This is a genomic window from Rickettsiella massiliensis 20B (assembly GCF_000257395.1).
Taxonomy (GTDB): domain Bacteria; phylum Pseudomonadota; class Gammaproteobacteria; order Diplorickettsiales; family Diplorickettsiaceae; genus Diplorickettsia; species Diplorickettsia massiliensis.
This window is the reverse complement of sequence record NZ_AJGC01000001.1, coordinates 190,334-216,127: the sequence shown is the minus strand read 5'-3', so window position 1 is coordinate 216,127 and position 25,794 is coordinate 190,334. Positions and strand designations below refer to the sequence as shown.

The window sequence follows — 25,794 nt, the reverse complement described above, 5'->3', positions numbered from 1 at the left end:
TACGTTTAGATTGAGCGGCTGCAACCAAAAGAGTGTAATTTGCTCGCTTGTCCATATTTATATTCGTTATCTTCATCTGTATTCTTGCTTGTCCGACTCGGAGTAGGTTGTGAAAAGAAGAGAAATTGTGCATAAATAAACTGTTCTTGAGGTTTTTCAACGAGACGTATCTTTTTGTCTTTAATAAGTTCTTGGATATCTTTTTGTGATTTAAAGTTGGTAAAGTGTTGAGGGGTAAATATTAACGTTCGGACTTCTAATAGAATTTTTATTCTGATTGAGTGACGTTTGAAGGAATTCCGGTAAAGTTAAGTTTGGTTCGTTTTTCTTTAATTCTTCAATATTTTCATAACATTTGCTTTCAATAGGTTGATGGGTTGTACCCAAGGCAGTAGCGAGATAAGCCTGATCGATAGTTTGGATTGTTTTTTCTTGCTCCTCCGGAGAAATAGCCAGAAAACAGGAAGTAGTTTCGTCAGTATCTTCAGTTTTTTTTCAATCAATTCTTCCCATTCTTTTTGCGTCATCGTGGATAATTTTGCAAGAAATTCTTGACGCTTCGCTTGAAGTTCTTTTTGTGTAGTTTCTTCCTTTCTATGTAGCATTCCAATGATTTGTTGGAGAGTATGCTTCTTGAGTTCAATCAGTGACTTTATATGTAAAAAAGCCATCAATTTTTTTAGCATTTCTTTATCTGTTGCTTCAGTTATTTCTATAATATGCGGCATAATCAATAATCCTCTTTATCTTTTGAACATAAGATAATAACGAATATTTATTTTATCTTTAATAATGCTTGCTATCAAATTAAATTGAACAGGATTATTTGTTTTGGATGTCGATCAAGCGCACGAGAAAAAAATAGGATACATTATTTACTCGTGAACCAAGACTGATAAATAAAACAGAAAGGCTATACGCCGTGATTAAAATACGTTATAACTTCGTTAAGATAATCAATTTCATTATTTATTCTTAATGATGTCAGTTAATAGAGGACAAGATTCGTATCGAATCTCGAAAAAGTATCAGCCCTGTTTAAACATATCGTTATGAAAAAACAACAATTTATTCTCATTGTTGAAGATGAACCCGCTATTCGTGACATGTTGATCTTCATTTTTAAAAAGACTACTTTTCACATCATTGAAGCGGAGAGTGTGCAGATCGCCCAACAGAAGATAGCGGATCAAGTTCCGGATTTAATTCTTTTGGATTGGATGTTACCTGGAAGAAGCGGCATCGATTTTATTCAGCAGATACGTCAAGATTCGTATTTAAAAGACATCCCGATTATTTTACTGACCGCCCGTGCCGAAGAAGACAGTAAAGTACGTGGATTGCAGGTCGGTGCGGATGATTATGTGACGAAACCTTTTTCACCGCGTGAATTGTTAGCACGCGTCGATAGTGTGATTCGGGTCGTGGTCCTCTCCACACACTCAATGGGATGATAACCTTCAAAGCATTACAATTAGATACACAGCAGTGCTTGGTGACGATTGCGCAACAACCGTTGCCGTTAACTTCTTTAGAGTATCGGTTGCTCTATTTCTTTATGAAGCATCCCAATAAAGTATATACTCGTGACAAGCTTTTGACCTATCTTTGGGGCGGAGGATGTGACATCAATGAACGAAGCGTTGACAGTCAAATTAAACGGCTTCGTAAGCGGCTTGCACCGCAAGGTTATGATCGTTATTTAAAAACGGTTCGTGGTCTGGGTTATCAATGGCAACAAACTTCATCTTAAAAAAAGCGTTTTTATGAATGCCACGTCATCCCATCTTCAGCAACTTTTAGCGTCACTTCCTCAACCTGTGTTGGTCCAACACTTGGAACGGATGCGTCAGGATTTTGTGGCCAATGTTTCACATGAGTTGCGGACACCGTTAACCGTTATTCAAGGTTATTTAGAATGTTTGCTCGATACTGCTTCGGCCTCACAGGAAGAACAAGCGATCTATCAGCATATGCAGCAACAAGCGCTCCATATGGGCGTGCTTGTCGAAGATTTGCTTTTGCTTTCCCGTTTAGAAGATCATTATACCCCGGTACACGATCATAAACAGATTGATGTGCCGAAACTACTCAACATTCTGATTCAAGAAGCACATTATTTAAGCGGGGCAAACCAGCACCGAATTACTCATCGAATTTGTCGACAATTATTTTTAAAAGGAATCGAAGGTGAGATTCGGAGCTTGTTTTCGAACTTAATTTTTAATGCGGTCAAATATACGCCAGAAAAAGGACAGATTAAAATCGCCTGGTATCCCACTCAACAGGGGGCTTGTTTTAAAGTAGAAGATAATGGTATAGGGATTGCTGAAAAACATATTCCTCGTTTAACGGAACGCTTTTATCGAGTGGATAAGGCGCGTTCACGAAGTAGTGGTGGAACGGGATTGGGTTTAGCGATTGCCAAGCACGTTTTAATCCGCCATGATGCGCAGCTTAAAATAAAAAGTCAGTTAAAAAAGGGGAGTTGTTTTCAATGTATTTTTCCGGAAAAACGGATTCGCCTTAAAAAGACCTTATGCAAAAAGACTGGCAAATCCTATTAAAAGAGGCGCTGACTTCGCCCACTGAACTCATTCTGCAATTGGAGCTAGATCCACAGCTGATTCCCGCTGCGGAACAGGCGGCGCAATACCTTCCGTTGCGTATTCCGCGTGGTTTTTTAGCGCGTATTAAAAAGGGTGATCCAAACGATCCGCTGTTACGGCAAATTCTACCCCTTGCTGTCGAACAACAATCGATGATCGGTTATAGCCACGATCCACTCAATGAACAAGCCAGCAATCCTTGCTCCGGATTACTGCATAAATACGCCGGACGGGTGCTTGTCACGTTGACCAGTGCCGGTATTGTTTTCGACGTTACTTTCCTTATGCAAATAATCGTGCCGGCGGCGCAGCGTGGCAAGCGATTCTGGCTTATATCCAAGCCGATACGACTATCGAGGAAGTTATTTTTAGCGGTGGCGATCCATTATTGGCACAGGATGCGTATTGGAAGCGTTGTCTAGATGAGTTAGAACAAATTGCCCATGTTCAAACACTCCGTATTCATACGCGAACTCCGATTGTATTACCCGAACGGATTACGGATGATTTTGTCCAGATCCTGACCGCGACTCGTTTTCAGGTGGTGATGGTCTTTCACACGAATCATGCCCAAGAGTTGGATGTATCGGTCGCTTCTGCGGTGCAATGTTTACGCCAAGCCGGTATTACTTTGTTGAATCAAGCGGTCTTGTTACGTGGGGTCAATGATAATGCTTCTACCTTGATCGAATTAAGTCAGACGTTATTTCGCTGCGGTATTTTACCGTATTATTTACATCAACTCGATAAAGTACAAGGCGCACAGCACTTTGCTGTTGACAAAGAAACAGCGCGCTGCTTAATTACGGCACTGCAAGAACACTTACCCGGTTATCTGGTTCCGAAGTTCGTTTATGAGTTTTTTAACTTAGAAGCCGGTTGTTTGCTGAACAGACTTATCATTTTCCATGCAATCACATACAATAGCTCCACAAATTAGACCCGCCATTGAATTAATAAAGAGGGGAGCTTATGTCCAATCATCGAAACACCCGGACTGAAACCGACAGTATGGGCGCGATTGAAGTACCGGCTGAACAGTACTGGGGTGCACAAACCCAACGTAGTTTGCATCATTTTGCGATTGGTCAAGAAGTGGTGCCTTTAGCCGTGATTCATGCGTTGGCGATTTTAAAAGCGGCGGCGGCCAAAGCGAATCAGCAATTAGGGCTTTTGGCTCCCGAAAAAGCGCAGTGGATTATCCAAGCGGCTGAAGAAGTTCGTCAAGGTTTGCATGATCAAGAATTTCCATTGCGCGTTTGGCAAACCGGTAGCGGTACGCAGAGTAATATGAATGTCAATGAAGTGATTGCGAATCGTGCGATTGAGTTAGCAGGCGGAAAACGAGGGAGTAAAACACCGATTCACCCAAATGATGATGTCAATAAATCACAAATGATACGTTTCCAACAGCGATGTACATTGCTGCGGCGACAGCGTTGGTCAATCAATTAAACCCAGCACTAGAAGAGTTGAAAAACGGTTTAGCCGAGAAGATCGTTGCTTTTCAAGATATTATTAAAATAGGGCGTACCCATTTACAAGATGCGGTGCCTTTAACATTAGGACAAGAATTTTCGGCATATGTCGATCAACTCACTGCAGCGCAACAAGCGATGACACAAAGTTTATCGGGTTTATATGCCTTAGCGATTGGTGGAACCGCCGTGGGTACGGGTTTGAATACGCATCCAGAATTTGCCGAGTTAACCGCACAATTTATTGCCCAGGCGACGCAACAACCGTTTGTCTCGGCGCCGAATAAATTTTCCGCGCTGGCAGCGCATGATGCGTTAGTGTTCGCCAGTGGAGCATTAAAAATGTTAGCGTGTGCGTTGATGAAAATTGCCAACGATATTCGCTGGTTGGGTTCTGGTCCGCGGAGTGGTTTAGGTGAACTGATTTTACCGGAAAATGAACCGGGTTCTTCAATTATGCCTGGAAAAAGTCAATCCAAACCCCAATGATGGTGTGTGTTCAGGTGATGGGGAACGATGCGGCGATTGGTTTTGCGGGCAGTCAAGGTAACTTTGAGTTAAATGTGTTTAAGCCGGTTATGATTTATAACTTTTTGCAATCGGTACAGTTGCTGAGTGATGCCTGCCGTTTGTTCAATCGTTATTGTGTCACCGGTTTACAAGCGAATGAAACACGCATTGCCCAGTTTTTAGGCCGTTCGTTAATGTTAGTCACCGCACTCAATCCCGTATTAGGTTATGATAAAGCAGCACAAATCGCACATAAAGCCCTTCATGAAGAAAGTAGTTTACGGGAAGCCTGTTTAGCGTTGGGTTATTTAAGCGCAGAAGAGTTCGATACGATTGTTGACCCCAAAAAAATGTTGGGACCCAAAGAGATATCGGTTAAATAATCGGTGTACGGCTTCTCGATCACCGAGAAGCCGTCATTTGATTGCTTTCCTGTAAACAACCGGCAATTACCGCTGCACAGGCACCACTTCCGCAAGCCTCGGTTTCACCTGCTCCCCGTTCAAAAACCCGAGCAGAGAGACTCTGCGGCGATTGAATGCACACGAATTCAACATTCGTGCCCTCGGGGAAAAGGGGGTGGGTTTTATCATTGAGATAAGTGCCTAATTCAGTCACCGGGGCTTGGGCTAAATCGCTGACTTCGATCACACAATGTGGATTACCCACGGATAGTGCACAAAACTGAATATCGCCCCAGGGGGTCGTTGTCGAATAAAATGGACCACTTTGCTCGTGATGGATTGGAATATAGTTTTTTATCGTTGATTATGTTCGCGAGTGATCACGATCAATCCTTTTTGAGTCATCAAGCGAATTTGTTGCGCAGAGCGATTCAGTTTATTCTGAAATAAATAATCGGCGACGCACAGTGAACCATTCCCACATTGTCCGACTTCATGACCATCTGCATTGAAAATGCGATAACTAAAGTCGGCCTGCGGATCAGTGATAGATTCAATGAGTAAGAGTTGATCAAACCCCACACCACGTCGCCGATCTGCCCAATGGGTGATGAGGTGGGTTTCTGGCTGAAAAGATCGGTTCAGGTTGTCGATCAGCATGAAATCATTACCCAGTAAATGCATTTTTGTAAAAGTCACTGCCATGATAATTGTATTCCTCAAAAAACCGTCTCGTTCTTAAAAATTTTCCGGATGAAAAACGGATTGAAGTTGTTTGAATTAACCGTCAAGGTCAACCACTGATCCATCTTGCTGAAGTTCATCCATCCAGCTTCTTTCCAAAGGTTCACGGCGACGAATTAAGGTACTTTGCTTCCCCTGGACAAAGACTTCGGCACACCGTGGTCGCGTATTGTACTGCGAGCTCATTGAAAACCCATAGGCACCGCAATCATATACGACTAAGTAATCACCACCTTCAATTTGTAAGAGGCGATTTTTACCTAAAAAATCGCTGCTTTCACAAATCGGACCGACGACATCATATTTTTTTTCAGGCAAATAGGGTTTTTGAATGACCGAGCCAATACGCTGTTCAGCTTGATACAATGCTGGACGTAAGAGTTCCGTCATTCCGGCATCGACAATCGCAAAGTGGTGATCGAGATTGGTTTTCAAATACTCTACGCGTGTCACTAAAATACCGGCTTGTCCAATCAATGCTCGTCCAGGTTCAATGATCAAACGTAAGGCAGGATCGCGACCGGCTAACTTTTTAATGATCGCCTGACCATAAGCCTGTGGCGTCGGGACGCTTTCTTGATTATAGGCGATACCTAAGCCACCACCGATATCGATGTGCTTTAAGTGAATCGATTCAGCCGCTAACGCTTCTAAAAAGGGCGAGAGTGTCGTTAATTGCGAACCCAGATGACAAGCAATACCTTCTATTTTGAGATGAGGAGATTGCGCGGCGAGCCGATATAAGGCACACGCTTCTTGTTCGCTGACGCCAAACTTACTGGTTTTAATTCCCGTGGTAATGTAAGGATGGGTGTTTGCATCAATATTTGGGTTAATACGTAATGCAATCGGGGCTTGAATGCCTAACGCGGCGGCTTGGGCTTCGATCTGTTGCAGTTCTTCTCGAGACTCAACATTAAAACACCCGATCGATGCTTGTAAGGCCGCACGAATTTCAGCGATACATTTTCCTACGCCTGAAAAAACACATCGTGTCGGATCACCCGAGGCCGTGATCACACGTGCTAATTCACCGCCGGAAACCACATCAAAGCCCGCACCTTGTTTTGCGAGCAAACGCAGCAGGGCTAGATTCGAATTCGCTTTTACCGCATAACAAATTTGATGTGGATAGTCTTGTAGTGCTGTCGTAAAAGCGACCCAGCGTTGTTGTAACACCGCATTAGAATAAAAATAGCAGGGACTGCCGTACTGTTGCATTAAAGACAGAACCGGAATATCTTCGATATATAATTGATTTTCTTGATAAGAAAAAGCCATTAGTGTGTATTCGATTGAGAGGAAGCGGGAACATGGATAGGCGGGGGCTGATCCGGGAGATATAAAGGACCCATTTGCCCGCAAGCACTCAAAAATAAGGCAAGTAAAAAACAGCTATAAGTGGTTTGTCGTGCACGCATCTTATTTTTTACCCATATTGGTTATGACACTTAAGAGTGCCTATATATACTTGATTCAGTTTGATTTTAATCAGCAGGCGGTTTTTTTATTCTGTAGGATGGTTTGAATGTCGAATCCAAAGAGCGATTCACTGCCTTATATTGAAGTGAATCCATTGCGAGCGCCTTCAGCGAGTATTATTTGTTTACATGGTTTGGGTGGCGATGGGCATTACTCAGCGAAGATGGCGCGAACCCTCGCCTTGGGGATGGGCATCCGTTTTGTTTTTCCGCATGCGCCGGTGCGCCCGATTACGTTAAATGGCGGTATTCCGATGCGTGCTTGGTATGATTTGCATGGTTTTGCTTTTGATTCAATGGAAGATGAATCCGGAATTCGTGCCGCAGAGCAAAGTTTGTTGAATTTAATTGATCAAGAAGTTGCACGCGGTATTCCGGCTAAACGGATTATCTTGGCGGGGTTTTCACAAGGCGGCGCGATGGCGTTGCACACGGCATTGCGTTGCGCGCATTCGTTGGGAGGTATTTTAGCGTTATCGACGTATTTACCCTTACATCGTTGCTTGGCAAAGGAAGCTAACCCGGCAAATAAAGCAACGCCTATTTTTATGGCACATGGTGATCAAGATGATATTGTCGCGCCCGCGTTAGGGGAATATTCTTATCATTGTCTAAAAGCCTTAGCGTATCCGGTTGAATTTAATCGCTATCCGATTGGACACAGCATGTGTTCCAAAGAGTTAATGGATATTACCCAGTGGCTGAAAAAACGCTTACAAAAATAAAGAAAAACCCGTTATACTCCGATGCGTAGCGACTTTGACCTGTTGTCGTTAAACGAGGTCAGTCGTTTTTTCTGGATCAATGTGGGCGCGAACTGTTTATTTACCAAAGATGAACCAGGGTTCAACAGCACGTGAGTAGCCAATTCCAGAAGGTAGAGAGTAATAATTCTAAAGAAGGCAAGCTAATTACGTCATGCAGAACATTCGGAATTTTTCAATTATTGCGCATATCGATCATGGTAAATCGACTTTAGCCGATCGTTTAATTCAGGTGTGTGGGGGCTTGAGCGAGCGGGAGATGTCGGCACAAGTATTAGACTCCATGGATTTAGAACGTGAACGGGGAATTACGATCAAAGCACAAAGCGTCACTCTCAATTATACGGCACAGGATGGTCAAGTTTATCAGCTGAACTTTATTGATACACCCGGACATGTGGATTTTTCGTATGAAGTGTCTCGTTCGTTAGCGGCGTGTGAAGGCGCGCTCTTAGTGGTCGATGCGGCACAAGGTGTCGAAGCGCAAACGGTTGCGGTGTGTTATACCGCCATTGAACAAGGACTGGAAGTGCTGCCTGTTTTAAATAAAATTGATTTACCCCAAGCCGAACCAGAACGGGTGATCCATGAAATTGAAGACATTATTGGCGTGTCGGCAACGGCTGCGGTGCGTGTCAGTGCAAAGACTGGGTTAGGGGTAACGGAGCTTTTAGAGCAACTTGTGCGGACGATCCCACCACCACAAGGCGATCTTCATGCACCCTTGCAAGCGTTGATTATTGACTCATGGTTTGATCCTTATCTTGGGGTCGTTTCGCTTGTGCGGATTAAAAATGGTTGTCTGAAAGTCGGAGATAAAATTCAGGTGATGTCGACAGGACGAGCCTATATCGCCGATAAATTGGGTATTTTTACCCCGAAACGCCAAGAGCAAGTGTTACTCAATGCTGGCGAGGTCGGTTTTGTAATCGCGGGCGTGAAAGATATTCATGGTGCACCGGTTGGCGATACGTTAACTCATGCGGCGCACCCGGCGACTGCGGCGTTACCGGGGTTTAAACGTGTGCATCCGCAGGTTTTTGCTGGACTATTTCCGGTGAATGCAGAAGATTTTGCTAGTTTTCGTGAAGCCTTAGAAAAACTGAGCCTAAATGATTCGTCTCTGTTTTATGAGCCGGAAACCTCCGAGGCATTAGGATTTGGTTTTCGTTGTGGTTTTTTAGGCTTGCTGCACATGGAGATTGTGCGATATGGATTTGATCACGACGGCACCGACGGTGGTGTATGAAGTCGTCGATCATCAAGGGAATGTACGACGTATCGATAATCCCGCCGATTTACCCCCAGTGACACACTATTCAAAGTATACGTGAACCGATTGTGGTGGCGAATATTCTTGTCCCGCAAACCCACTTGGGTGCGGTGATGACGTTATGTAATGAGAAACGTGGCGTACAAACGAAACTCCATTATACGGGGCAACAAGTCTCTTTATCTTATGAAATAGCGATGAGTGAAGTGGTGCTCGATTTTTTTGATCGGCTCAAATCGTTAAGTCGAGTACGGTTTCAAGAAGCGGATCTGGTGAAGTTGGATATTCTGATTAATGGTGATAAAGTCGATGCCTTGGCACTGATGGTGCATCGTAGCCAAGCGCAATATCGAGGTCGACAACTCGTAGAGCGGCTTCGAGAGCTGATTCCACGCCAAATGTTTGAAGTCGCATTACAAGCGGCGATTGGAGCCCATATTATCGCGCGCGAAACTGTAAAAGCGTTGCGTAAAAACGTCTTAGCAAAATGTTACGGAGGAGACGTTTCACGTAAACGGAAGTTGCTGGAGAAGCAAAAAGCCGGTAAAAAACGCATGAAACGTGTTGGGCGCGTTGAAATTCCACAACAGGCTTTTCTTGCTGTCTTGCAACGAGAAAAGAAATAAGCTTTAGATAAAAAGGTCGCTATGAATTTTGAACTTTTACTGACTGGCGCGGTGATTCTCACTGGTTTGCTCGCTGTGGTGGACCGTTTCTTATTTAGAAATCGGCATCCTGCGCAAGGAGCCACCAAATCTCCGTTGGTTTTTGAGTATGCACGTTCTTTTTTTCCAGTTTTATTACTGGTTTTGTTACTGCGTTCTTTTTTAGCGGAACCTTTTCGTATTCCTTCAGGTTCAGAAAAACCGGCTTTATGGGTCGGGGATTTTATTGTGACCAATAAGTTTGCTTATGGTTTACGTTTGCCGGTACTTCATCATAAACTGATTGCTGTAGGGGAGCCTAAGCGAGGCGATGTACTCGTTTTTCTCTGGCCACGCGATCCGTCAACCTACTTTATTAAACGGGTTGATTGGTTTGCCGGGCGATGAAATTCATTATGCAAACAAAATATTAACGATTAATGGCCAGCACGTACCACAAACTTTTTTAGGTACGGCCCGTGATCATGATGATGAGACAAAAAGTTGGCCCGTTTTATTAAAGCAAGAAAATTTACTTGGTGTAAAACACCCAATTTATTTACGTCCTGATCAACCCAGTGGCGATTTTTCGATTAAAGTACCACTCGGGCATTATTTTGTGATGGGTGATAATCGTGATAATAGTTACGATAGCCGTTATTGGGGGGTTGTTCCGGAAAAATACTTAGTGGGTAAAGCGATGTGGGTATTTTTTAGTTGGGACGGCGAACATCATAAAATACGTTGGGATCGAATCGGTCTACGTATTCATTAATACTTAGTATCGGATAATCTAAGAATAAAAAAATAATCAAGATTCAAATTTTAGTGTCGCCGTATTTTTATTTGTGTTCATGAAGAGGTGAGGGTGAGTTCCGCTATCGGTACGTTGTGTAAAGATTTAGATTACTCGTTTAACGATCCGGAGTTACTTGAAGATGCATTAAGTCATCGCAGTTTTCGAGGTAATAAGAATAATGAACGCTTAGAATATTTAGGCGATGCCGCATTGAATTTTGTCATTGCGGCAGCGCTATTTCGGCAAAATGCACAAGCCAAGGAAGGAGAGTTGAGTCGGTTGCGCGCCAATTTGGTGCGTGGTGAAACGTTAACCGATCTTGCGCAGGAATTTCGTCTGGGTCAATATTTACATCTTGGTGCCGGCGAAGTAAAAACCGGGGGTGCTCAACGCAAATCAATTTTAGCCGATGCGATGGAAGCGATTATTGGCGCAATTTATTTAGACGGTGGTTTTGCCGCCTGTGAGCGCTGTATTTTGCGCTGGTATAAAACGCGTTTGAATCGCTTACCTTTGCCGGTGTATACCGTGTTGAGTTTAGAAGGCCCGGCACATCAGCAACTATTTAAGGTTGAGTGTCGTTTAGTGGGTCTCGAGAATAAAACGGCAATGGGTCTGGGGCATAGTCGGCGGCGTGCTGAACAAGAGGCGGCAGAAGCCATTTTAAAACAACTTGAATTAACGAAGCCAAACTCATGATTCAATTTGAACAAGAAAAGACCCGTTGTGGAACCGTTGCGATTGTTGGTCGACCGAATGTCGGCAAATCAACCTTAATGAATTATATTTTGGGTGAAAAGCTGAGTATTACTTCAGCAAAACCACAAACGACACGTCAGCAAATTTTAGGTATTAAAACGGAAGAGACGACACAAACGATTTATATCGATACGCCTGGTTTACCCCAAGCCTCGAAAAATCGTTTGCAGCGGAGCTTGGTTCGTGATGCCATCAATGTCGTTGCAGAGGTCGATGTCGTGGGGTTTGTCATTGAAGCTGGGCGTTGGACGGAAGCAGATCAGACTATTTTGGAACGTCTACGCGAACAAAATCATCCGGTTATTTTGATTCTTAATAAGGTCGATCGCATTAAAGATAAAACTCGATTACTACCTTTTATGAAAATCTGTGCTGAGAAGATGAATTTTTTAGCGATGATCCCTTTATCTGCGCAAAAAGGGGATAATATTGGTGTGCTTGAAGAAACGATTGCGCATCATTTGCCTTACGCCAAATTTGTTTATCCGCGTGATCAATTAAGTGATCGTAGCCAGCGTTTTTTAGCCGCTGAATTTATTCGAGAGAAATTAATGCGTGCTTTGCATAAAGAAATTCCTTATGGTGTTTCGGTAGTGATTGAACAGTTTGAAGAAAAAAAACGTATGATCCATATTCACGCGGTGATTTTAGCCGCGCGTTTAGGCCAAAAAGCGATTATTATTGGCAAGGGCGGGGAAGTACTTAAGATAATAGGGAGTCAAGCACGGCTGGATATGGAAGCGTGCTTTAAGAAAAAGTATATTTGAATTTATGGGTCAAGGTGCAAGGGAAAGGCGGAGAAGAAAAAAACTCTGGGGATATCTAGTTTCAGGGTCAATCTTGCGTCATCCGTATTGACGGTAAAAATAAAAATAGCGCTGTATTTTCCTGTTGAGTTCTCTGTCGACTGATTTAATATTGCGCTGTTAATTAATTTGTCCTGAATATTCACTTTAAAAATTGACCAAACATTATTTTTTTAAATAATTTAATTTATATTTTTATAATTTTACAATATAAATCAAGTGGATGCTTATGGGGTTTTATATCGGATGATCAGTCTACCTGTTTTTTGTTTTAAAACGGATGCCCTTTTTATTTTTTTAGCATTTTATTTATCTTGATTGTTTGCTTTAAATTAGATAGGCTTTATCATGAATATCGAATATAGGATAAATGTATTATAAGAAAAAATTCATCCCCCCATCTCTTCTTATACTCCTATAATATAAAAATTCAGATTTTAATTTAGCTTATTTATATCAATATTTTACTTTAGCAGGTGACTTCTTGTTATTATCTTTCCTAATAAAGATAGGTTTTTTTAATCAATTTGATCCTAAATAATAATTTTTAGATACAAGAATGAGTAAAGTCAGGAGCTAAAAGGATGCCACCATTAATTAGATCGGTTTTGTTACTCGCAAGCAAAACCAGGGAACAAGAAAAATTACGTGCTAAATTAATCGAGCTTCAATATCAAGTTGATCAAGTCGAAAATCTACGATTAGGGTTACACCAAGTCAAAATGACACCTTATGTTTTGATCTTTGTTTTTGCAGACTGATTAGAAAAAGACGCTGCATCTTTTATTTGTAAGGTGCGTGAGCATGAAGATAGCCAATCAGCGCCTTTGATAGTTTGTACGGATGAAATAAATTCGGTTGAGGCGCAATTTTTCCTTAAATTAGGCGTAGATAAACTATTAAGCAGATTTCTATGAAAAGCTTAAATCAAGTGCTTCAGGATTGTTTTTTAAAGCCAGGTTATCGTCGAAAATTTTATTTTCAAATGCGTATGCTTCAAAAAGAATTACAAGCGTTTCTCGGCCAAGAGAAAAAAACAACGATTTCGATCTATGAGGAAAGAGAATTTGTTGGCCGGTTGCATTATATTGCCAAAAGATTATTACAAATTACAGAGGAATACCAACAATGGCCGGCTTGTTGATAGAGTGTTAGAATTCTTCGTCAAAAGTGGTGCAGTGTTTAGAAGAGGATTGGCAAACTGGGTGAATTCCGCTAGACTTCTCCTTGCTTGAAACCAATTTTTTTGATTTTTCAGTGTGTTTTTCTTTCCACTATGTGATTTACGATGTTACCTTCTTATCCATTATCTGATGAAGCGATACAACAGCTTCATTCAGACATTATTGCAGCGTTAAAAGGTATTTATGACCCAGAAATTCCAGTTAATATTTATGACTTAGGCCTTATTTACGAGATAAGAGTGAATTTTTCTGGCCAAGTTAATATTGATATGACATTGACTACACCACATTGCCCCGTTGCGCAAACGTTTCCATCGCAAGTGGAAACCACCGTCAGTTTAGTTCCAGGTGTGACCGAAGCACAGGTGACTTTAGTGTGGGATCCACCATGGACGATGGAAAAAATGTCAGAAGCGGCTAAGCTTCAATTAAATATGCTTTAAAGGTTTAGGGGAGCGCATGGCCAACTGGATAGATGTCGGTGATCAGTCAAGTTTTTTCGGTGGATAGTTATCAGGTTTTTAATTTTGAGCCATACTCAATTTTAATTATTAACCAGGGAGGTGTTTTTTATGCAATTGAAAATAATTGCCCACATGAAAATCAACCTTTAGCGGGTGGTGATGTAGAAGGCGATGAAATCACTTGCCCCATCCATGGAGCGGTTTTTTGTATAAAAACCGGCGCGGTGACTCGACCCCCAGCTTATTCTAAAATTAAAACTTATCCGATACGAGTGTATAACAAAAAGATTCAAGTGGATTTAACATTACCTACTTAATTTAACTTTTTTAGATAAAAAATTAAATTAGTTTGGATTAAATTCAGTAAGTTTTTTAAAAAATAATTCTGCCACAGAATAGGGTGCCACCGACTCAATTTCTCGTAATCCAGTTGGGCTTGTGATATTGATTTCAGTAAGATAATTGCCAATCACATCAAGCCCGACAAAATAAAGTCGATCGGTTTTACTTAAAGGCATCACTCGACCCGTCCCGCCGGCCGCTAAATTAGCACGGGTTTCTCCCGGTGCAGCACGGCGTGCCAAGACATAATCAATGGCTTGGCCATTAATTAACAGAATACGTTTATCCCCTTCGGTAATTTCAGGAATATAGCGCTGCAATAACATAAAGCGCTGATTATGATTGCTTAATGTCTCGAAGACCACGTTTACATTGGGATCGCCTTGACGTAAACGAAAAATCGAAAACCCACCCATGCCATGGAGGGGTTTAGCAATAATATCTTGATGTTGCTCTAAAAACGAGCGGCCGGCTGCAAGGTCGGCCGTCACTAGGGTCGGTGGGCAACATTGCGGAAAGGCTAAGGCGAATAATTTTTCATTAAAATCGCGTAGACTTTGTGGATGATTGACGACTCGTACGCCGCTAGCCTGCGCTCGATCGAGTAATTGAGTCGTGTAGAGATATTGTGCATCAATCGGAGGAAAACGCATGCGCTGGATTGTCTTGCACAGTTAAACGGCGCATCCGTGCACACGGAACATTTTGCTCTAAAAACAGATCGGCCATTTCCATATAATCAATCGACCAGCCTTGGCGTTGTGCTTCGAGGAGGAGTGCGAAGGTGGTATCTTTTTTAATCGTAATCTGTGTAATGGGGTCCATAATGACGCCAAGTCGTTTTTTCATTGGCTGACTCCGTTCGCAGCGAGTGTGGCTTGTTCTCGCGCCGCAGCTAACGCTGCAAGCCGCGCAATGACACCATAAATATAAAAACGATTGGCGCATTCTCCTTTTTTAGGATTTTGGATTTCCGGAATATTACAAGCTTTAGTAAAAGGTAAGGGCTCAAATTGCATACCGGGAGAATTAAGGTTATCGCTAATACCTCTTTCAGTATGGACACGATAAAACCCACCGATGACATATTTTCCAAATAAATAGACGACCGGCTCGGCTACTGTTTGATTCCAGGTCTCAAACGTGTACACACCTTCTTGCAGGATAACTCGATTGATTGCGCGGTTGCCTTTTGTTACCGTCATATCCCCCCTTTTTTTTCGATTCAGATGGATAATTTGTTCCGGATCATGGATCGAGAGGACACCCATACCATAGGTTCCAGAGTCGGCTTTAATCACGACATAGGGTTTTTCTTTAATTTGGTATTCATCGTATTTTCCCTGAATTTTTTTCAGTAATTGTGCCGTTTTTTCGACAAGACAGGCTTCACCTTCCCGCTGTATAAAGTCGATATTGGCACATTGTGTAAAAAAGGGATTAATCAACCAAGGGTCAATTTGGATACATTCGGCTAATTCTTGGCAAATTTGGTGATAGAGTGCAAAATGATCGGATTTTAAGCGTTGATGCCAACCTAAGGCTGCTGCTGGGAAAAGAGGTTGTTTTACATCTTGCAGAAGTGATGGAATACCTGCTGATAAATCATTATTTAATAATAAAACACAAGGTGAATAATTATTAAGCACTATTTTATCATGTTCGCGAGTTATCTTTTCTAGAACCAGTGAGCGACCGGATTGAAGTACAATTTCTCGTGAAGTATCTAAATCTTCTAATAAAGAGCCAATCCGTACTTCAAACCCAGCTTGAATAAGAATCGCCTGTAACGAAGCGAGATTTTCAAAGTAAAATTGATTGCGCGTATGATTTTCTGGAATAATCAGCAGACGACGACAGTTGGGGGCAAGATGGTCCAACGTTTCTTGAGCGGCCTGGACCGCCAAGGGAATAAATGCTTCTTTTAGATTATTAAAACCAGCAGGGAATAAGTTTGTATCAACAGGGGCGAGTTTAAATCCAGCATTGCGGAGATCGACTGAAGTATAAAAGGGAGGAGCCGTTTTATGCCATTGTTCACGTAACCAAGACTCAATTTGACATTGATTCTTTAATAGTTTTCTCTCTAGCTCATAGAGTGAACTCTGGCAAGATGAAGCCAAACAGGGTATATCGGTCGTTGCGGAGGTATCCCCAGTATTTTTTTTCATAATTGACCTCAATTTAAGTAAGATACGATGCGGGTACAGCTGACGATAGTTGGCTAGATAATCTACCTCGCTGATTTAAGCTCAGTAAGTTATAATAGGGTATAGTCAGCCCACGATTGCAACGAAATATCATTTAGTTCGATATAAAAAAGCTATTAGCGCCTATTTATCCTAAAAAACAAGAAATAGAATAGATCATGTGCTAGATTGTGGTTTTTTTTCTTGCATTTTGCAAGTCAATTAGGGTGCCCAGTTTATTTTAGTGATTTTTTGTGTCGAACTCGATAGTATATTATGCAAATAAAAATAAAGCGAAAAGTAAGTGCTTAAAAAATAACTCATATTTTATAGAGGTTTTGATTGAGTAACTTTTTTCCTTTCAAACCAAAGCAAAAATCGAACTTAAAAAGCGGTGATAGAGCAGATATTTCTGCGACGATTAAATTAGCTATCGGTGTGAGAGCGCCAAAGCAATACCATTATTTTTTAAAAATAAAAAGAACAAAAACCTCTTTGGCGGTGGGCGCTCGGAAAATAGCCAAAAAAATTACAGGTTTAGACGGCTCGCTTAATCAAAAAATTGATAATAAACATCAATATCATCATAGACATCGAATTCTTTTGTTCTGGCTCTCTAATCTCTTGTTCGTAAGTATTCAATCGGTAAAAGATAAAAAATCTTTTCGTCCTGAAGATAAATCCTTCCGAAAAGGTGTGTATGGCAATGGTAAAAATGGTGATTATAGTCCTACATTGGGTAGCCGAAAGCTGATGGTCGCAACTTGTCTGACTGCTTTGATTTCTCGAATTTTAGCTGTGTATGCTAAACCATACGCAAAAAAAAAGCATTAGTGGGTACTTCTCGTTACCCGACTTTAAATAAGGCAGTTAGCTTAATTAACCGATTTGGATCGGTTTCGACCTATTCTTTCTTCTATCAAAACCGACCTGTACTTAATAAGACCAATAACCCGCTTCCCCCCGCTTCTCCTCGTATGCGAAAATCTTAAATGAGTCTAAGTTTTAATGTTTATTGTTTTATAAAAATGGCTATAAAAATAAGTAAAGATTAAATGGAAGCCATTTTGTTTTTAAAATGACGAACATAACGGTCCCATTTTCTCTTAAGAAAACGCAATGGAGCGGTGATTCGCCAGGAAGTACTATTGATCAGCTCGGTATATTGTACAAGAAGTTGGGTAAGCTCGAATCTATCATTTAAATTGAGTGTTTTACAAATTTTATTAATTTGATCGGCTTGACGTTCTGTTTGTAGTAACAACGGACGAAGGTGATTATAGATAACAAATCCATCAAAGACATTAGGTGGATAGTTAAAGTGATCCAGTAGATTAAGATGAGCAGGCGCAATATAGAAACGATTTAAACCATCCGCATAAGCAAACTGATAACCTGCTTTTAAGAGAATCGACTCCCATAATAAATGATTTTCTTGACGGGTAAGCGGATCAATCGCTTCAATCACAATAATCCAAGGTTGATACTTTGATAAGTTAAGTCCTTTAATCACGGATCGTTCATTGCTTTCTACATCTATTTTTAAAAAATGAACTTCTTGGCCAGCAGGGACATATTTTTCCCACAGTGTTGAGAGAGAAATAGTTTCCTTATGTTTTTTTCTCGAGGAAAATCCTTGTTTTTGCCACTCATGAGCGAGATTTTTCTGGGTGGTCGATAGTCCAGAATCATCGATAGTATGAAATTCACATGATCCATCTTGATCGGAGATAACAAGAGATAAATTAATATCTTTGGGACGTTTTTCAATGAGATCGGCATAATAAACAGGTGAAGGTTCTACATTGATTCCCCGCCAACCCTTTTCATAAAAAAGATGTGTGACCGAATCTTGGGGTTGCTAACCAAGCGCCGACATCAATATAAAATCCTTGTGTAACACTATTTTTTAAAGCACGCCATAATAAGATATCTTCAAGATTTTGAGAATAAGAGATCAATGACATGGTAGTTTAATCCTTTAAATCGTTAATAGATCATTTTTCGTATCTTTTTTTCTTATAAACAGAAAGTAAATAAATATATTGATCTTGTTAATGATTCGATAGCGCTTTTTAAGAAGTTTTCTCTTTTCTTGCTCTTTCAATTACTAATCTAATTATAGAAAAAAAATATAAAATAGACCTATACGCAGTAAAATACAGCAATCACTCTAATTAAAATTACGAGCGGCTTAATCATCATTTCAATCTATGGATGGGTAATAAGGGATAATAAAACCAGAGAAGTTTATATTAAAGCCTATCCGAAGCGACTTGCGATGCAATCACGCGCCCATAATTATCTTCAAAGCGTACAATATCGTCTTCGCCAAGATATTCACCATATTGCAGTTCAATAAACATTAAGTCTTTATGGCCAATATTCTCAATACAGTGTTTACTTTGTAGTGGAATCATAATCGATTCTTGTGGGTTCAAAAATCAAAATTTCGTCATTACGTTGTACTTGAGCGGTCCCTTCTATCATAATCCAATATTCACTACGATGATGATGCAGTTGTAAGGATAAACTTGCTTGGGGATGAACAATAATCCGTTTTAACTTGTACTTTGAACCTTCTTCTAAAACAGTGTAATAACCCCAGGGCCGGTATACAGTAGGATGATAGCGATAAGACTCACGGCCGGAATGTTTTAGGCGCTCGACTAACTGTTTTACTTGTTGAATATGTTGGTTATCGCTAATTAATAAAGCATCTTTTGTGTCAACAATGGTTAAATTATTGAGTCCGAGTCCAGCAATGATGCGTCCTGCTTTGTTGGAGGATAACATCGCCAACAATGCGATTGCCATATTGATCGGGCGTTAATAACTGATTAAAGCTATCCCATGAGCCTAAGTCAGACCAGCCAAAATCAGCGGGAATGACGACACTATTTTTGTTTTTCCATCACCGCATAATTTTTCAAGCGTCGAAAAAGTCCCCGCATCAATTTTAACTTGATCGCTTTTTTTGTTTAAAAAACTACTCTCTAAGTGTTTTGCGCAGCTTAGTAATTGCTGATGAAGTGCCGGTGCGTAGGTTGCAAACTCATTTAATAAAGTTTCGACAGTAAAGCAAAAAATACCGCAGTTCCAAAGATAATTACCTTGTTCAATAAAGAGTTGAGTTTGTTCAAGAGAGGGTTTTTCATGAAAATTTTTGATGGCATGACCCGCTTGTAAAATTAAGTCTTCTTGATATTCAATATAACCATAAGCTGTTTCCGCTTTATTCGGAATCACTCCAAAGGTGGTTAAATAACCGGCTTTGGCCAATTGATAGGCCGAGTGAACACACACATTAAACTTTTTTTGATTTAAAATTAAATGATCGGCTGGTAAAATCAACATCACTGTTTGTTTACCTAACCATTTTTCAAGAAAAAGCGCAGTGATGCCCAGAGCAGGCGCTGTATTACAGGACATCGGTTCTAATAGAAAACGAAAGTCAATCGATGTAAACGTTTCAAAATGATCTAACTTAGCAAGTTCTTGTTTGCTTTGATGATAATAATCAATATTCGTTGTGGTGATGATTTGTTTAATATTAGGAAGTTGAATGGCTCGTTCATATGTTTTTTGTAGTAAAGAACTTTGACTGCCATTCAACCGCATAAAGGGCTTAGGACACGCTTCTCTAGAGACTGGCCACAAACGGGCACCGATTCCACCAGACAAAATAACAGGGACCAGCATTTTTCCATCCTTGGGTTAACTGAATTATGACAACGAAATGAAGACAAGCGGAGTAGATATATTGAACCAGGTAATTATCAACACAACCATCGTGACGATGTTACTTAAACGTTTCCACGCTCACTTATGCTAAAATAACATGTGCAGAGAGGACTCAATACTCGACAGATTCGATTATTACATAAAAATACAATAAAATGAACATTACCTTCTCGGTAAATTATCGACATGCGCGATTTATTTTAAGCCGTTTGGGTGTTTCGGTTGACCGACTCAATGGAAATAAAACGTGTGGATTTTCTTCTATTGGAAACATTTTTTTAGATAAATGAATATGAGTTTTTTTCAGAAAGTCGCTCAAGCGTTACTTGGAAAGCCTAAAAATCCGTTAAATCCTGCCACACAACGCCATATTTCTTTAGTCGCTTTTTTAGCTTGGGTTGGATTAGGCGCAGATGGACTTTCTTCGACTTGCTATGGGCCAGAAGAAGCCTTTATTGCATTAGGCCCTCACTACACTTCTTTAGCGCTGCGCTTTACATCGCAATCGCTACGATGGTAACCGTTTTTATTATTGCTTTGGTTTATAATCAAGTGATTACGTTATTCCCGAGTGGCGGTGGGGGATATAAAATCGCGACTCAACTTCTTGGACCACATGCCGGTTTGGTTTCAGGCGCCGCATTAATTGTTGACTATGTGTTGACGATTACTCTTTCCGTGGCGAGCGGTGCCGATGCACTATTTAGTTTACTTCCGCGACACTTTTTGCATTATAAACTGTTTGCTGAAACCGTCTTTATTCTTCTACTTATTACTCTAAATTTACGTGGGATGAAAGAGTCAATTAAAGTATTAATGCCAATTTTCATTGGGTTTGTGTTAACCCATACTTTTTTAATTGTTTATGGCATTATTTCCCATCAACATGGATTACCAATCATCGTCTCACATGCGATAAATGATACGTTTGATCTTTCTCAACAAACCAGTTGGTTTTTTATTTTAGCGCTGTTGCTGCGTGCTTATTCGTTAGGAAGTGGAACCTATACCGGGATTGAAGCGGTTTCCAATAATATTAATCGTTTAGCGGAACCTCGTATTCGTACCGGGAAGTGGACAATGTTTTATATGGCCACTTCACTGAGTTTTACCGCCGGCGGCATTATTCTTCTTTATTTATTATGGCATGCGCAGCCTGTTTTTGGCCAAACACTCAATGCGGTGGTGTTTCATAAGATTTTGGGGGATTCGACTTTTGCGCAAGGTTTTTTAATTTTGACGCTATTTTTGGAAGCGGGACTGTTATTTGTCGGTGCCAATACAGGATTTTTAGCTGGGCCAAGTGTTTTAGCCAATATGTCGGTAGATAGCTGGCTCCCGAATCGCTTTCGTCATCTTTCAAGCCGACTCGTGACCCAAAATGGAGTGATTGTTTTTGGATTAGCCGCGTTACTGATTTTATGGGTCAGCCGTGGTCACGTTTCTTGGTTAGTGATTCTCTACAGTATGAACGTTTTTTTGACGTTTTCTCTCTCTATTTTAGGTCTTTGCATTTATTGGTTCAAAACAAAAAAAAGAGGCTTCACCGCGTTGGTTGCTCCATTTTATTTTTTCAGTATTTGCTTTTTTGATTACGGCCAGTATTTTGGTGACGACGTTAATTTCTAAATTTACGTTTGGCGGTTGGGTCACCGTTTTTATTACCAGTATTGTGATTATGATCTGTTTATTAGTGAAAAAACATTATAACTATGTCGGTAAAAAGTTACATGAAATTGACTTATTAATGACCAGCACACCGTTACAACTTCCCAAAGTAACCCCTATTTTGCAACCCAAAGAAGCCACCGCCGTCATTATGGTCAATAAACATCGAGGTGTTGGATTACATACTTTATTATGGATCATCCGTTTATTTCCAGGCCACTTTAAAAACTTTATTTTTATTACGGTTGGTATTGTTGATGTAGAAAGTTTTAGTGCCACCAAAGAATTAAAAACCATGCAGCGTAAGGCGAATGAAATGTTGGAATATTTCGTCAATTATTGTCAACAACAAGGGTTAGCCGCAAAAGGATTTGCGACCTATGGTACGGATCCAGCGGAAAAATTAACGTTTCTTGCCCAGGAGGTTGTGAAAGAATTTTCAAATTCAATTTTCTTTGCAAGTAAGTTAATCTTCCCGAAAGATAAAGGGTTAACTTACTTATTACATAATGATACCGCAGCGACTGTCCAACGGCGCTTGCATTTACTCGGCATCCAAGTGGTTATTTTACCGATGAAAATAGAGTAGATAAATGAAATTATCTTACGAAAAAACACCTGAAGCCTTATTGCAAGACAGTGTTGGAACCGATACATTTCTTGCTTTGATTCAACAAAAGGTTAGTGAACTAAAAAAATTAAATCAATTATGGATGAAAATAGTGACGCATGAGTTTGCCGAGCATAGTCGAGTCGCAAATTTTCGAGAGGGTTGTTTGGTCATTGAAGTGGATAATGCCGCTTGGATAACCTATTTACGTTACCACTTGCCAGAATTAAAAAAACGGTTATCTCAGGAAAGTGATCTCAGCACGCTACAAAAGATTGAATGGTATATCCGTCCACCTAGTGCCGGGCTATCGCGACAAACAACAAACAATCAGTCGTTAGTTTTGTCAAAAAATAGTTTGGAGTTGTTAAAAAACACGGCACAACAAATCAAAAATAAAGCCTTGCAAGAAGCATTGTTACGTTTAATCAAACCTTAACGTAAAAAGGAGCTTTATTCCGTGGAAACAGGATCCGCTTTTTTGTCAGCGCCGCTTGTAAGGTGTGCCAGGCTAACGTTGCACATTTCACACGGGCTGGATAGGCTTTTACGCCAGAAAAAACCGCTAATTTTGTAAAAGAAGGTTCAGTAGAAGGAGGGGCGTCGGTCGTGACCAAGGTATGGAAAAGTGAAAATAGCCGTTGCGCTTCTGCTTCGGTTTTCCCTGTTAGGGCTTCAGACATAAGTGAAGCGGAGGCCATAGAAATCGCGCAGCCGGATCCAGTAAAACAAACTGCTTCAATAATCCCTTGCTGAATACGCAGATACACGGTTAATTGGTCGCCACACAAGCGATTAAAACCTTCTGCTTGGCGATTCGCATCGGCGAGTAGGCAACAGTTCCGGGGATGCCGTCCATGCTCTAAAATCATTTCTTGATATAATTCACGTAATTCATTCATAACGTTTCAGAGGAAGAAGGACGAAGGGTTGAATTAAATAAGTCGAGGGTAATTTCTAATCCTGTGACTAAGTGATCAATATCTTGCTGAGTATTGTACAAGGCTAACGAGGCGCGTACAGTCGAATCAACATTAAATCGTTTCATCAATGGCATCGTACAGTGTTGCCCCGCGCGGACGGCCACGCCCACTTCGGAGTTTAAGATATCACTGATATCGTGTCCATGAATGCGTTTTCCTGATTTATCTTCCAGTGTAAAATTTAAGATAGCGACTTTTTCACGTGCCGTACCAATTAATCGTAAACCAGGTAGGGCTTGAAGCTTTTCCGTTGCATAATCAAGCAGTGTTTGTTCGTGGACGGCCATCGCTTGATAATCGATTTGATTCAGGTAATCGATAGCAGCGCCCAATCCCAGCGCGCCCGCGATGTGGGGTGTGCCCGCTTCAAACTTGTAAGGAGGTTCGCGATAATGACTTTCCATTAAATGAACTTCCGTAATCATACTCCCGCCACCCTGATAAGGAGGCATTTTTTCAAGCAGAGGTTGTTTGCCATACAAAACACCAATCCCAGTGGGCCCAAATAACTTATGCCCAGAAAAACAATAAAAATCGCAATCCAGTGCTTGGACATCGACTTTTTGGTGTGGGACAGCTTGCGCACCGTCAATTAACACCACACTGCCTTGCGCATGCGCGGCTTCGATCATGCGCTGAATCGGATTAATTGTTCCGAGCGTATTCGAAACATGACAGAGTGCGACAATTTTTGTTTTTGGATTAAGTAATTCAGTATAGGTAGAAAAAATTAATTTCGCCGGCCTCATTAATTGGAATGACACGAATCAGCGCACCCGTTTCACGCGCGACGAGTTGCCAAGAACAAAAATAATTTCTGAAAAAGAAGGGGCGTGGATAAAGTGTTGCACTTTTTCGCGGCAGGCTTCGAAATGATTAGTGGCTTGTTCACTTAAAGTATACAACCCACGTAATACGCTGAATCACAGTATTGGGTTTTTGTGTACTGGCCGCATTATCTAAATAGATCAGTTCTTTGCCATGAATTTTTTGTTCAAAAATTGGAAAATCTTTTTTTATTGTCGCGACATCAAAGTGCTTCATGATCAAATACCACTAAATTTTCTAATTCTTTTTTAAAATCGGTTGCTTGACTAACGGAATGGTTTGGAGAATATCACCTAAAAAAGCATTAATTAAGGTTTCGCGTGCTTTACATTCACTCAGGCCACGCGATTGTAAGTAAAAGAGCGCTTTTTCATCTAATTGGCCAACACTGGCTCCATGGCTACACTGAATATCATCGGTGAAAATTTCAAGTTGTGGTTGCGTATTAACTTCAGCTTGCGCAGATAATAATAAATTTTTATTAAGCTGTTGAGCGCGACTTTTCGCAGCATGCGGTTCGACAATGATTTTACCTTGAAACGCAGCCGTAGCGTTATCCGCTAACACACCTTTATATAGTTGTTGACTATGTGTATCCGCGTCTTGATGCGCAATGACGGTGTGATGACTCACGTGTTGTTTGTTTTTCGGTAAATAAAGCCCTTGCAACCGACAGCGCGCGCCAGTTTGTTGGAGTGCAATGGTCACATCACTGCGGATAAATTGGCCTTGTAGCGCTAAAGAATAGGCTGCACATTGGCTGCCAGCTTGTTGGTTGACACAAAGATGGCCAAGATGAAAGCTAGTTAGCGTATCGCGGATGAGCTTGTAATGTTCAAGCTGGCTTTGATTTTCCAAGGTACATTCGGTCACAACATTGGTGAACGTACACAGTGGTTTTTCGGTTAATGATAGATATTTTTCGACTACTACCGCTTGACTAGAAGGTCCTAACTGAATCCTATTTCGAATCGGTATAAAGCCTAAGTCACAGGTGGCGATAAATACGAGTTCAATCGGAGCGCTCAGTTGAATGTTCTCTGCAACATCGATGTAGGCACCGTCTTGCAGAAAAGCCGTATTTAAATCGATAAAGGAATTAGAATCACGCTGTATTGGATTTATTTTTTGTTCTGAAACGAGGGTTGGCGATTGTTGTAGAAAAGTCGCTAAGGATCCTATCTGTACACCAGGAGGTAAAGGGGCGATCGTTGAGAGTGTCGAAATAAAAAAACCATCGACAAAGACTAAACGATAATCAGAAGTGCTTTTTTCAAGGACAAGCGTTTGAGTGGCTGCAGAAAGCGGATCGGTTGCAGAAAATGGTTTTCCCAATAATGAAGAAAGCGGCGTGTATTTCCATGCCGCATGCTTACGATCAGGAAAACCCATTTCGGTCAGGCGGGCAAGGGCCGATTGTCGTTGCTCGGTTAGGCTAGGGTGCAATTTGGGTTTTATCGCACATAATGTTTAAGTGCTGTCGTTTTTTCTGGATGGGAGTGAGTTATTAA

General features: G+C 41.0%; 30 protein-coding genes and 5 pseudogenes. 19 read left to right on the top strand and 16 right to left on the bottom strand.

Translation table 11 applies throughout. The features are described 5' to 3' along the window. Positions 1-329: 329 nt before the first annotated feature. The gene (locus S3O_RS0101260) at positions 330-728 is read right to left on the bottom strand and encodes a hypothetical protein (RefSeq protein WP_010597241.1); all 399 of its coding nucleotides are present in this window, start codon (positions 726-728) and stop codon (positions 330-332) included. A gap of 324 nt (positions 729-1,052) precedes the next feature. On the opposite strand from S3O_RS0101260, the gene S3O_RS0101255 reads away from it, so the two are divergent. The 5 genes and pseudogenes from S3O_RS0101255 to fumC all read left to right on the top strand — a co-directional run bounded on the left by S3O_RS0101255 (position 1,053) and on the right by fumC (position 4,980). After that, positions 1,053-1,454, top strand: a complete 402-nt coding sequence (locus S3O_RS0101255) for a response regulator (RefSeq protein WP_010597240.1) — start codon at positions 1,053-1,055, stop codon at positions 1,452-1,454. Continuing rightward, the gene (locus S3O_RS0101250; RefSeq protein WP_010597239.1) at positions 1,451-1,753 is read left to right on the top strand and encodes a winged helix-turn-helix domain-containing protein; all 303 of its coding nucleotides are present in this window, start codon (positions 1,451-1,453) and stop codon (positions 1,751-1,753) included. The genes S3O_RS0101255 and S3O_RS0101250 overlap by 4 nt, the downstream gene beginning before the upstream one ends. Before the next feature lie 13 nt (positions 1,754-1,766). Continuing rightward, positions 1,767-2,567, top strand: coding sequence for an ATP-binding protein (locus S3O_RS10495; RefSeq protein ID WP_010597238.1), 801 nt, complete (start codon positions 1,767-1,769; stop codon positions 2,565-2,567). A 262-nt stretch (positions 2,568-2,829) separates the two neighbouring features. Next, positions 2,830-3,549: a KamA family radical SAM protein gene (locus S3O_RS13130; protein WP_083827586.1), complete on the top strand. Its 720-nt coding sequence runs from the start codon at positions 2,830-2,832 to the stop codon at positions 3,547-3,549. Between the two features lie 32 nt (positions 3,550-3,581). Further along, a pseudogene (gene fumC / locus S3O_RS13125) lies at positions 3,582-4,980 on the top strand (class II fumarate hydratase). 19 nt (positions 4,981-4,999) lie between these two features. Here fumC and S3O_RS14985 read toward each other — a convergent pair. The 4 genes from S3O_RS14985 to lptM all read right to left on the bottom strand — a co-directional run bounded on the left by S3O_RS14985 (position 5,000) and on the right by lptM (position 7,166). Further along, complete coding sequence (locus S3O_RS14985; protein ID WP_010597232.1) at positions 5,000-5,266, bottom strand: diaminopimelate epimerase; 267 nt, start codon at positions 5,264-5,266, stop codon at positions 5,000-5,002. Between the two features lie 89 nt (positions 5,267-5,355). Then, positions 5,356-5,724 carry a diaminopimelate epimerase gene (locus S3O_RS14980; protein WP_202797988.1) on the bottom strand — a complete coding sequence of 123 codons (369 nt, stop codon included), beginning with the start codon at positions 5,722-5,724 and terminating at the stop codon, positions 5,356-5,358. Positions 5,725-5,781: 57 nt separating this feature from the next. After that, positions 5,782-7,026 (bottom strand): diaminopimelate decarboxylase, encoded by a 1,245-nt coding sequence (gene lysA, locus S3O_RS0101225; protein WP_010597230.1) that lies wholly within the window; start codon positions 7,024-7,026, stop codon positions 5,782-5,784. Then, positions 7,026-7,166 (bottom strand): LPS translocon maturation chaperone LptM, encoded by a 141-nt coding sequence (gene lptM / locus S3O_RS17665; protein ID WP_010597229.1) that lies wholly within the window; start codon positions 7,164-7,166, stop codon positions 7,026-7,028. The genes lysA and lptM overlap by 1 nt, the downstream gene beginning before the upstream one ends. A gap of 107 nt (positions 7,167-7,273) precedes the next feature. On the opposite strand from lptM, the gene S3O_RS0101215 reads away from it, so the two are divergent. From S3O_RS0101215 to S3O_RS0101175, 9 genes and pseudogenes are all read left to right on the top strand, one after another. Continuing rightward, entirely contained in the window at positions 7,274-7,951 is a 678-nt protein-coding gene (locus S3O_RS0101215) for a dienelactone hydrolase family protein (protein ID WP_010597228.1), read from the top strand. Positions 7,952-8,144: 193 nt separating this feature from the next. Continuing rightward, positions 8,145-9,889 (top strand): annotated as a pseudogene (lepA, locus tag S3O_RS13115) (translation elongation factor 4). Between the two features lie 21 nt (positions 9,890-9,910). Beyond that, positions 9,911-10,682, top strand: a pseudogene (gene lepB, locus S3O_RS13110) (signal peptidase I). 93 nt (positions 10,683-10,775) lie between these two features. Then, a complete protein-coding gene (locus S3O_RS0101200; RefSeq protein ID WP_010597222.1) occupies positions 10,776-11,405 on the top strand; it encodes a ribonuclease III family protein in 630 nt (209 codons plus the stop codon). After that, positions 11,402-12,232 carry a GTPase Era gene (era, locus tag S3O_RS13105; RefSeq protein WP_010597221.1) on the top strand — a complete coding sequence of 277 codons (831 nt, stop codon included), beginning with the start codon at positions 11,402-11,404 and terminating at the stop codon, positions 12,230-12,232. The genes S3O_RS0101200 and era overlap by 4 nt, the downstream gene beginning before the upstream one ends. Positions 12,233-12,855: 623 nt before the next feature. After that, the gene (locus tag S3O_RS16915; protein WP_156792669.1) at positions 12,856-13,032 is read left to right on the top strand and encodes a hypothetical protein; all 177 of its coding nucleotides are present in this window, start codon (positions 12,856-12,858) and stop codon (positions 13,030-13,032) included. 152 nt (positions 13,033-13,184) lie between these two features. After that, a complete protein-coding gene (locus S3O_RS0101185) occupies positions 13,185-13,415 on the top strand; it encodes a hypothetical protein (RefSeq protein ID WP_010597220.1) in 231 nt (76 codons plus the stop codon). 144 nt (positions 13,416-13,559) lie between these two features. Beyond that, a complete protein-coding gene (locus S3O_RS0101180) occupies positions 13,560-13,898 on the top strand; it encodes an SUF system Fe-S cluster assembly protein (RefSeq protein WP_010597219.1) in 339 nt (112 codons plus the stop codon). 32 nt (positions 13,899-13,930) lie between these two features. Next, positions 13,931-14,236 (top strand): Rieske (2Fe-2S) protein, encoded by a 306-nt coding sequence (locus S3O_RS0101175; RefSeq protein ID WP_010597218.1) that lies wholly within the window; start codon positions 13,931-13,933, stop codon positions 14,234-14,236. Positions 14,237-14,263: 27 nt separating this feature from the next. Here the strand turns inward: S3O_RS0101175 and S3O_RS18480 are convergent, their stop codons facing one another. From S3O_RS18480 to gshA, 3 genes are read right to left on the bottom strand one after another with little or no spacing between them, the layout of a single operon-like run. After that, positions 14,264-14,914: a glutathione synthase gene (locus S3O_RS18480; RefSeq protein WP_010597217.1), complete on the bottom strand. Its 651-nt coding sequence runs from the start codon at positions 14,912-14,914 to the stop codon at positions 14,264-14,266. Next, on the bottom strand, positions 14,895-15,110 hold the full coding sequence (locus S3O_RS18475; protein ID WP_010597216.1) for a glutathione synthetase: 216 nt from the start codon (positions 15,108-15,110) through the stop codon (positions 14,895-14,897). Before S3O_RS18475 ends, S3O_RS18480 begins: the two co-directional genes overlap by 20 nt. Then, positions 15,107-16,432 (bottom strand): glutamate--cysteine ligase, encoded by a 1,326-nt coding sequence (gene gshA / locus S3O_RS0101165; RefSeq protein ID WP_010597215.1) that lies wholly within the window; start codon positions 16,430-16,432, stop codon positions 15,107-15,109. Before gshA ends, S3O_RS18475 begins: the two co-directional genes overlap by 4 nt. Positions 16,433-16,792: 360 nt before the next feature. Here gshA and S3O_RS0101160 point away from each other — a divergent pair, with 360 nt between their 5' ends. Continuing rightward, entirely contained in the window at positions 16,793-17,284 is a 492-nt protein-coding gene (locus S3O_RS0101160; protein WP_010597214.1) for a hypothetical protein, read from the top strand. A gap of 217 nt (positions 17,285-17,501) precedes the next feature. Here S3O_RS0101160 and S3O_RS16165 read toward each other — a convergent pair. The 5 genes and pseudogenes from S3O_RS16165 to S3O_RS10445 form a co-directional block, all read right to left on the bottom strand. Continuing rightward, a pseudogene (locus tag S3O_RS16165) lies at positions 17,502-18,266 on the bottom strand (FkbM family methyltransferase); the annotation flags it as partial. Positions 18,267-18,276: 10 nt separating this feature from the next. After that, a complete protein-coding gene (locus S3O_RS16910; protein ID WP_156792668.1) occupies positions 18,277-18,417 on the bottom strand; it encodes a hypothetical protein in 141 nt (46 codons plus the stop codon). 288 nt (positions 18,418-18,705) lie between these two features. After that, entirely contained in the window at positions 18,706-18,870 is a 165-nt protein-coding gene (locus tag S3O_RS19335; protein ID WP_010597213.1) for a cupin domain-containing protein, read from the bottom strand. Further along, positions 18,851-19,267 carry a glycosyltransferase family protein gene (locus S3O_RS13090; protein WP_010597212.1) on the bottom strand — a complete coding sequence of 139 codons (417 nt, stop codon included), beginning with the start codon at positions 19,265-19,267 and terminating at the stop codon, positions 18,851-18,853. Before S3O_RS13090 ends, S3O_RS19335 begins: the two co-directional genes overlap by 20 nt. A 42-nt stretch (positions 19,268-19,309) precedes the next feature. Continuing rightward, entirely contained in the window at positions 19,310-20,152 is an 843-nt protein-coding gene (locus S3O_RS10445) for a mannose-1-phosphate guanylyltransferase (RefSeq protein WP_010597211.1), read from the bottom strand. 334 nt (positions 20,153-20,486) lie between these two features. Between S3O_RS10445 and S3O_RS18470 the strand changes: the two genes are divergently transcribed. From S3O_RS18470 to S3O_RS0101140, 4 genes are read left to right on the top strand one after another with little or no spacing between them, the layout of a single operon-like run. Next, positions 20,487-20,714: a hypothetical protein gene (locus S3O_RS18470; protein ID WP_235776146.1), complete on the top strand. Its 228-nt coding sequence runs from the start codon at positions 20,487-20,489 to the stop codon at positions 20,712-20,714. Next, on the top strand, positions 20,708-21,823 hold the full coding sequence (locus S3O_RS18465; protein ID WP_235776145.1) for an APC family permease: 1,116 nt from the start codon (positions 20,708-20,710) through the stop codon (positions 21,821-21,823). The genes S3O_RS18470 and S3O_RS18465 overlap by 7 nt, the downstream gene beginning before the upstream one ends. Continuing rightward, the gene (locus S3O_RS18460; RefSeq protein WP_235776144.1) at positions 21,804-22,451 is read left to right on the top strand and encodes a hypothetical protein; all 648 of its coding nucleotides are present in this window, start codon (positions 21,804-21,806) and stop codon (positions 22,449-22,451) included. The genes S3O_RS18465 and S3O_RS18460 overlap by 20 nt, the downstream gene beginning before the upstream one ends. A 4-nt stretch (positions 22,452-22,455) precedes the next feature. After that, a complete protein-coding gene (locus S3O_RS0101140; RefSeq protein ID WP_010597209.1) occupies positions 22,456-22,911 on the top strand; it encodes a DUF721 domain-containing protein in 456 nt (151 codons plus the stop codon). On the opposite strand, the gene sufU is transcribed toward S3O_RS0101140, so the two are convergent. From sufU to sufD, 3 genes and pseudogenes are all read right to left on the bottom strand, one after another. Next, positions 22,901-23,374, bottom strand: a complete 474-nt coding sequence (gene sufU, locus S3O_RS10435) for a Fe-S cluster assembly sulfur transfer protein SufU (protein ID WP_010597208.1) — start codon at positions 23,372-23,374, stop codon at positions 22,901-22,903. The genes S3O_RS0101140 and sufU overlap by 11 nt on opposite strands. Next, a pseudogene (locus S3O_RS13080) lies at positions 23,371-24,499 on the bottom strand (aminotransferase class V-fold PLP-dependent enzyme). Before S3O_RS13080 ends, sufU begins: the two are co-directional and overlap by 4 nt. A 21-nt stretch (positions 24,500-24,520) precedes the next feature. Then, complete coding sequence (gene sufD, locus S3O_RS0101125) at positions 24,521-25,729, bottom strand: Fe-S cluster assembly protein SufD (protein ID WP_010597204.1); 1,209 nt, start codon at positions 25,727-25,729, stop codon at positions 24,521-24,523. Positions 25,730-25,794 lie beyond the last annotated feature (65 nt).

What these genes read in the sequence shown, in the direction of transcription:
- gshA (WP_010597215.1), bottom strand. Translation starts at nt 16,432, where the DNA reads ATGAAAAAAAATACTGGGGATACCTCCGCAACGACCGATATACCCTGT.
- S3O_RS18475 (WP_010597216.1), bottom strand. Translation starts at nt 15,110, where the DNA reads ATGAAAAAACGACTTGGCGTCATTATGGACCCCATTACACAGATTACG.
- S3O_RS18465 (WP_235776145.1), top strand. Translation starts at nt 20,708, where the DNA reads ATGGTAACCGTTTTTATTATTGCTTTGGTTTATAATCAAGTGATTACG.
- lptM (WP_010597229.1), bottom strand. Translation starts at nt 7,166, where the DNA reads ATGCGTGCACGACAAACCACTTATAGCTGTTTTTTACTTGCCTTATTT.
- S3O_RS10495 (WP_010597238.1), top strand. Translation starts at nt 1,767, where the DNA reads ATGAATGCCACGTCATCCCATCTTCAGCAACTTTTAGCGTCACTTCCT.
- S3O_RS0101175 (WP_010597218.1), top strand. Translation starts at nt 13,931, where the DNA reads ATGTCGGTGATCAGTCAAGTTTTTTCGGTGGATAGTTATCAGGTTTTT.
- S3O_RS10445 (WP_010597211.1), bottom strand. Translation starts at nt 20,152, where the DNA reads ATGCTGGTCCCTGTTATTTTGTCTGGTGGAATCGGTGCCCGTTTGTGG.
- S3O_RS0101215 (WP_010597228.1), top strand. Translation starts at nt 7,274, where the DNA reads ATGTCGAATCCAAAGAGCGATTCACTGCCTTATATTGAAGTGAATCCA.
- S3O_RS0101255 (WP_010597240.1), top strand. Translation starts at nt 1,053, where the DNA reads ATGAAAAAACAACAATTTATTCTCATTGTTGAAGATGAACCCGCTATT.
- S3O_RS0101250 (WP_010597239.1), top strand. Translation starts at nt 1,451, where the DNA reads ATGATAACCTTCAAAGCATTACAATTAGATACACAGCAGTGCTTGGTG.
- S3O_RS13090 (WP_010597212.1), bottom strand. Translation starts at nt 19,267, where the DNA reads ATGGCAATCGCATTGTTGGCGATGTTATCCTCCAACAAAGCAGGACGC.
- S3O_RS18470 (WP_235776146.1), top strand. Translation starts at nt 20,487, where the DNA reads ATGAGTTTTTTTCAGAAAGTCGCTCAAGCGTTACTTGGAAAGCCTAAA.
- S3O_RS18480 (WP_010597217.1), bottom strand. Translation starts at nt 14,914, where the DNA reads ATGCGTTTTCCTCCGATTGATGCACAATATCTCTACACGACTCAATTA.
- S3O_RS0101180 (WP_010597219.1), top strand. Translation starts at nt 13,560, where the DNA reads ATGTTACCTTCTTATCCATTATCTGATGAAGCGATACAACAGCTTCAT.
- S3O_RS19335 (WP_010597213.1), bottom strand. Translation starts at nt 18,870, where the DNA reads ATGATTCCACTACAAAGTAAACACTGTATTGAGAATATTGGCCATAAA.
- S3O_RS0101140 (WP_010597209.1), top strand. Translation starts at nt 22,456, where the DNA reads ATGAAATTATCTTACGAAAAAACACCTGAAGCCTTATTGCAAGACAGT.
- lysA (WP_010597230.1), bottom strand. Translation starts at nt 7,026, where the DNA reads ATGGCTTTTTCTTATCAAGAAAATCAATTATATATCGAAGATATTCCG.
- S3O_RS16915 (WP_156792669.1), top strand. Translation starts at nt 12,856, where the DNA reads ATGCCACCATTAATTAGATCGGTTTTGTTACTCGCAAGCAAAACCAGG.
- S3O_RS0101185 (WP_010597220.1), top strand. Translation starts at nt 13,185, where the DNA reads ATGAAAAGCTTAAATCAAGTGCTTCAGGATTGTTTTTTAAAGCCAGGT.
- sufU (WP_010597208.1), bottom strand. Translation starts at nt 23,374, where the DNA reads ATGAATGAATTACGTGAATTATATCAAGAAATGATTTTAGAGCATGGA.
- S3O_RS16910 (WP_156792668.1), bottom strand. Translation starts at nt 18,417, where the DNA reads ATGTCATTGATCTCTTATTCTCAAAATCTTGAAGATATCTTATTATGG.
- era (WP_010597221.1), top strand. Translation starts at nt 11,402, where the DNA reads ATGATTCAATTTGAACAAGAAAAGACCCGTTGTGGAACCGTTGCGATT.
- S3O_RS0101260 (WP_010597241.1), bottom strand. Translation starts at nt 728, where the DNA reads ATGCCGCATATTATAGAAATAACTGAAGCAACAGATAAAGAAATGCTA.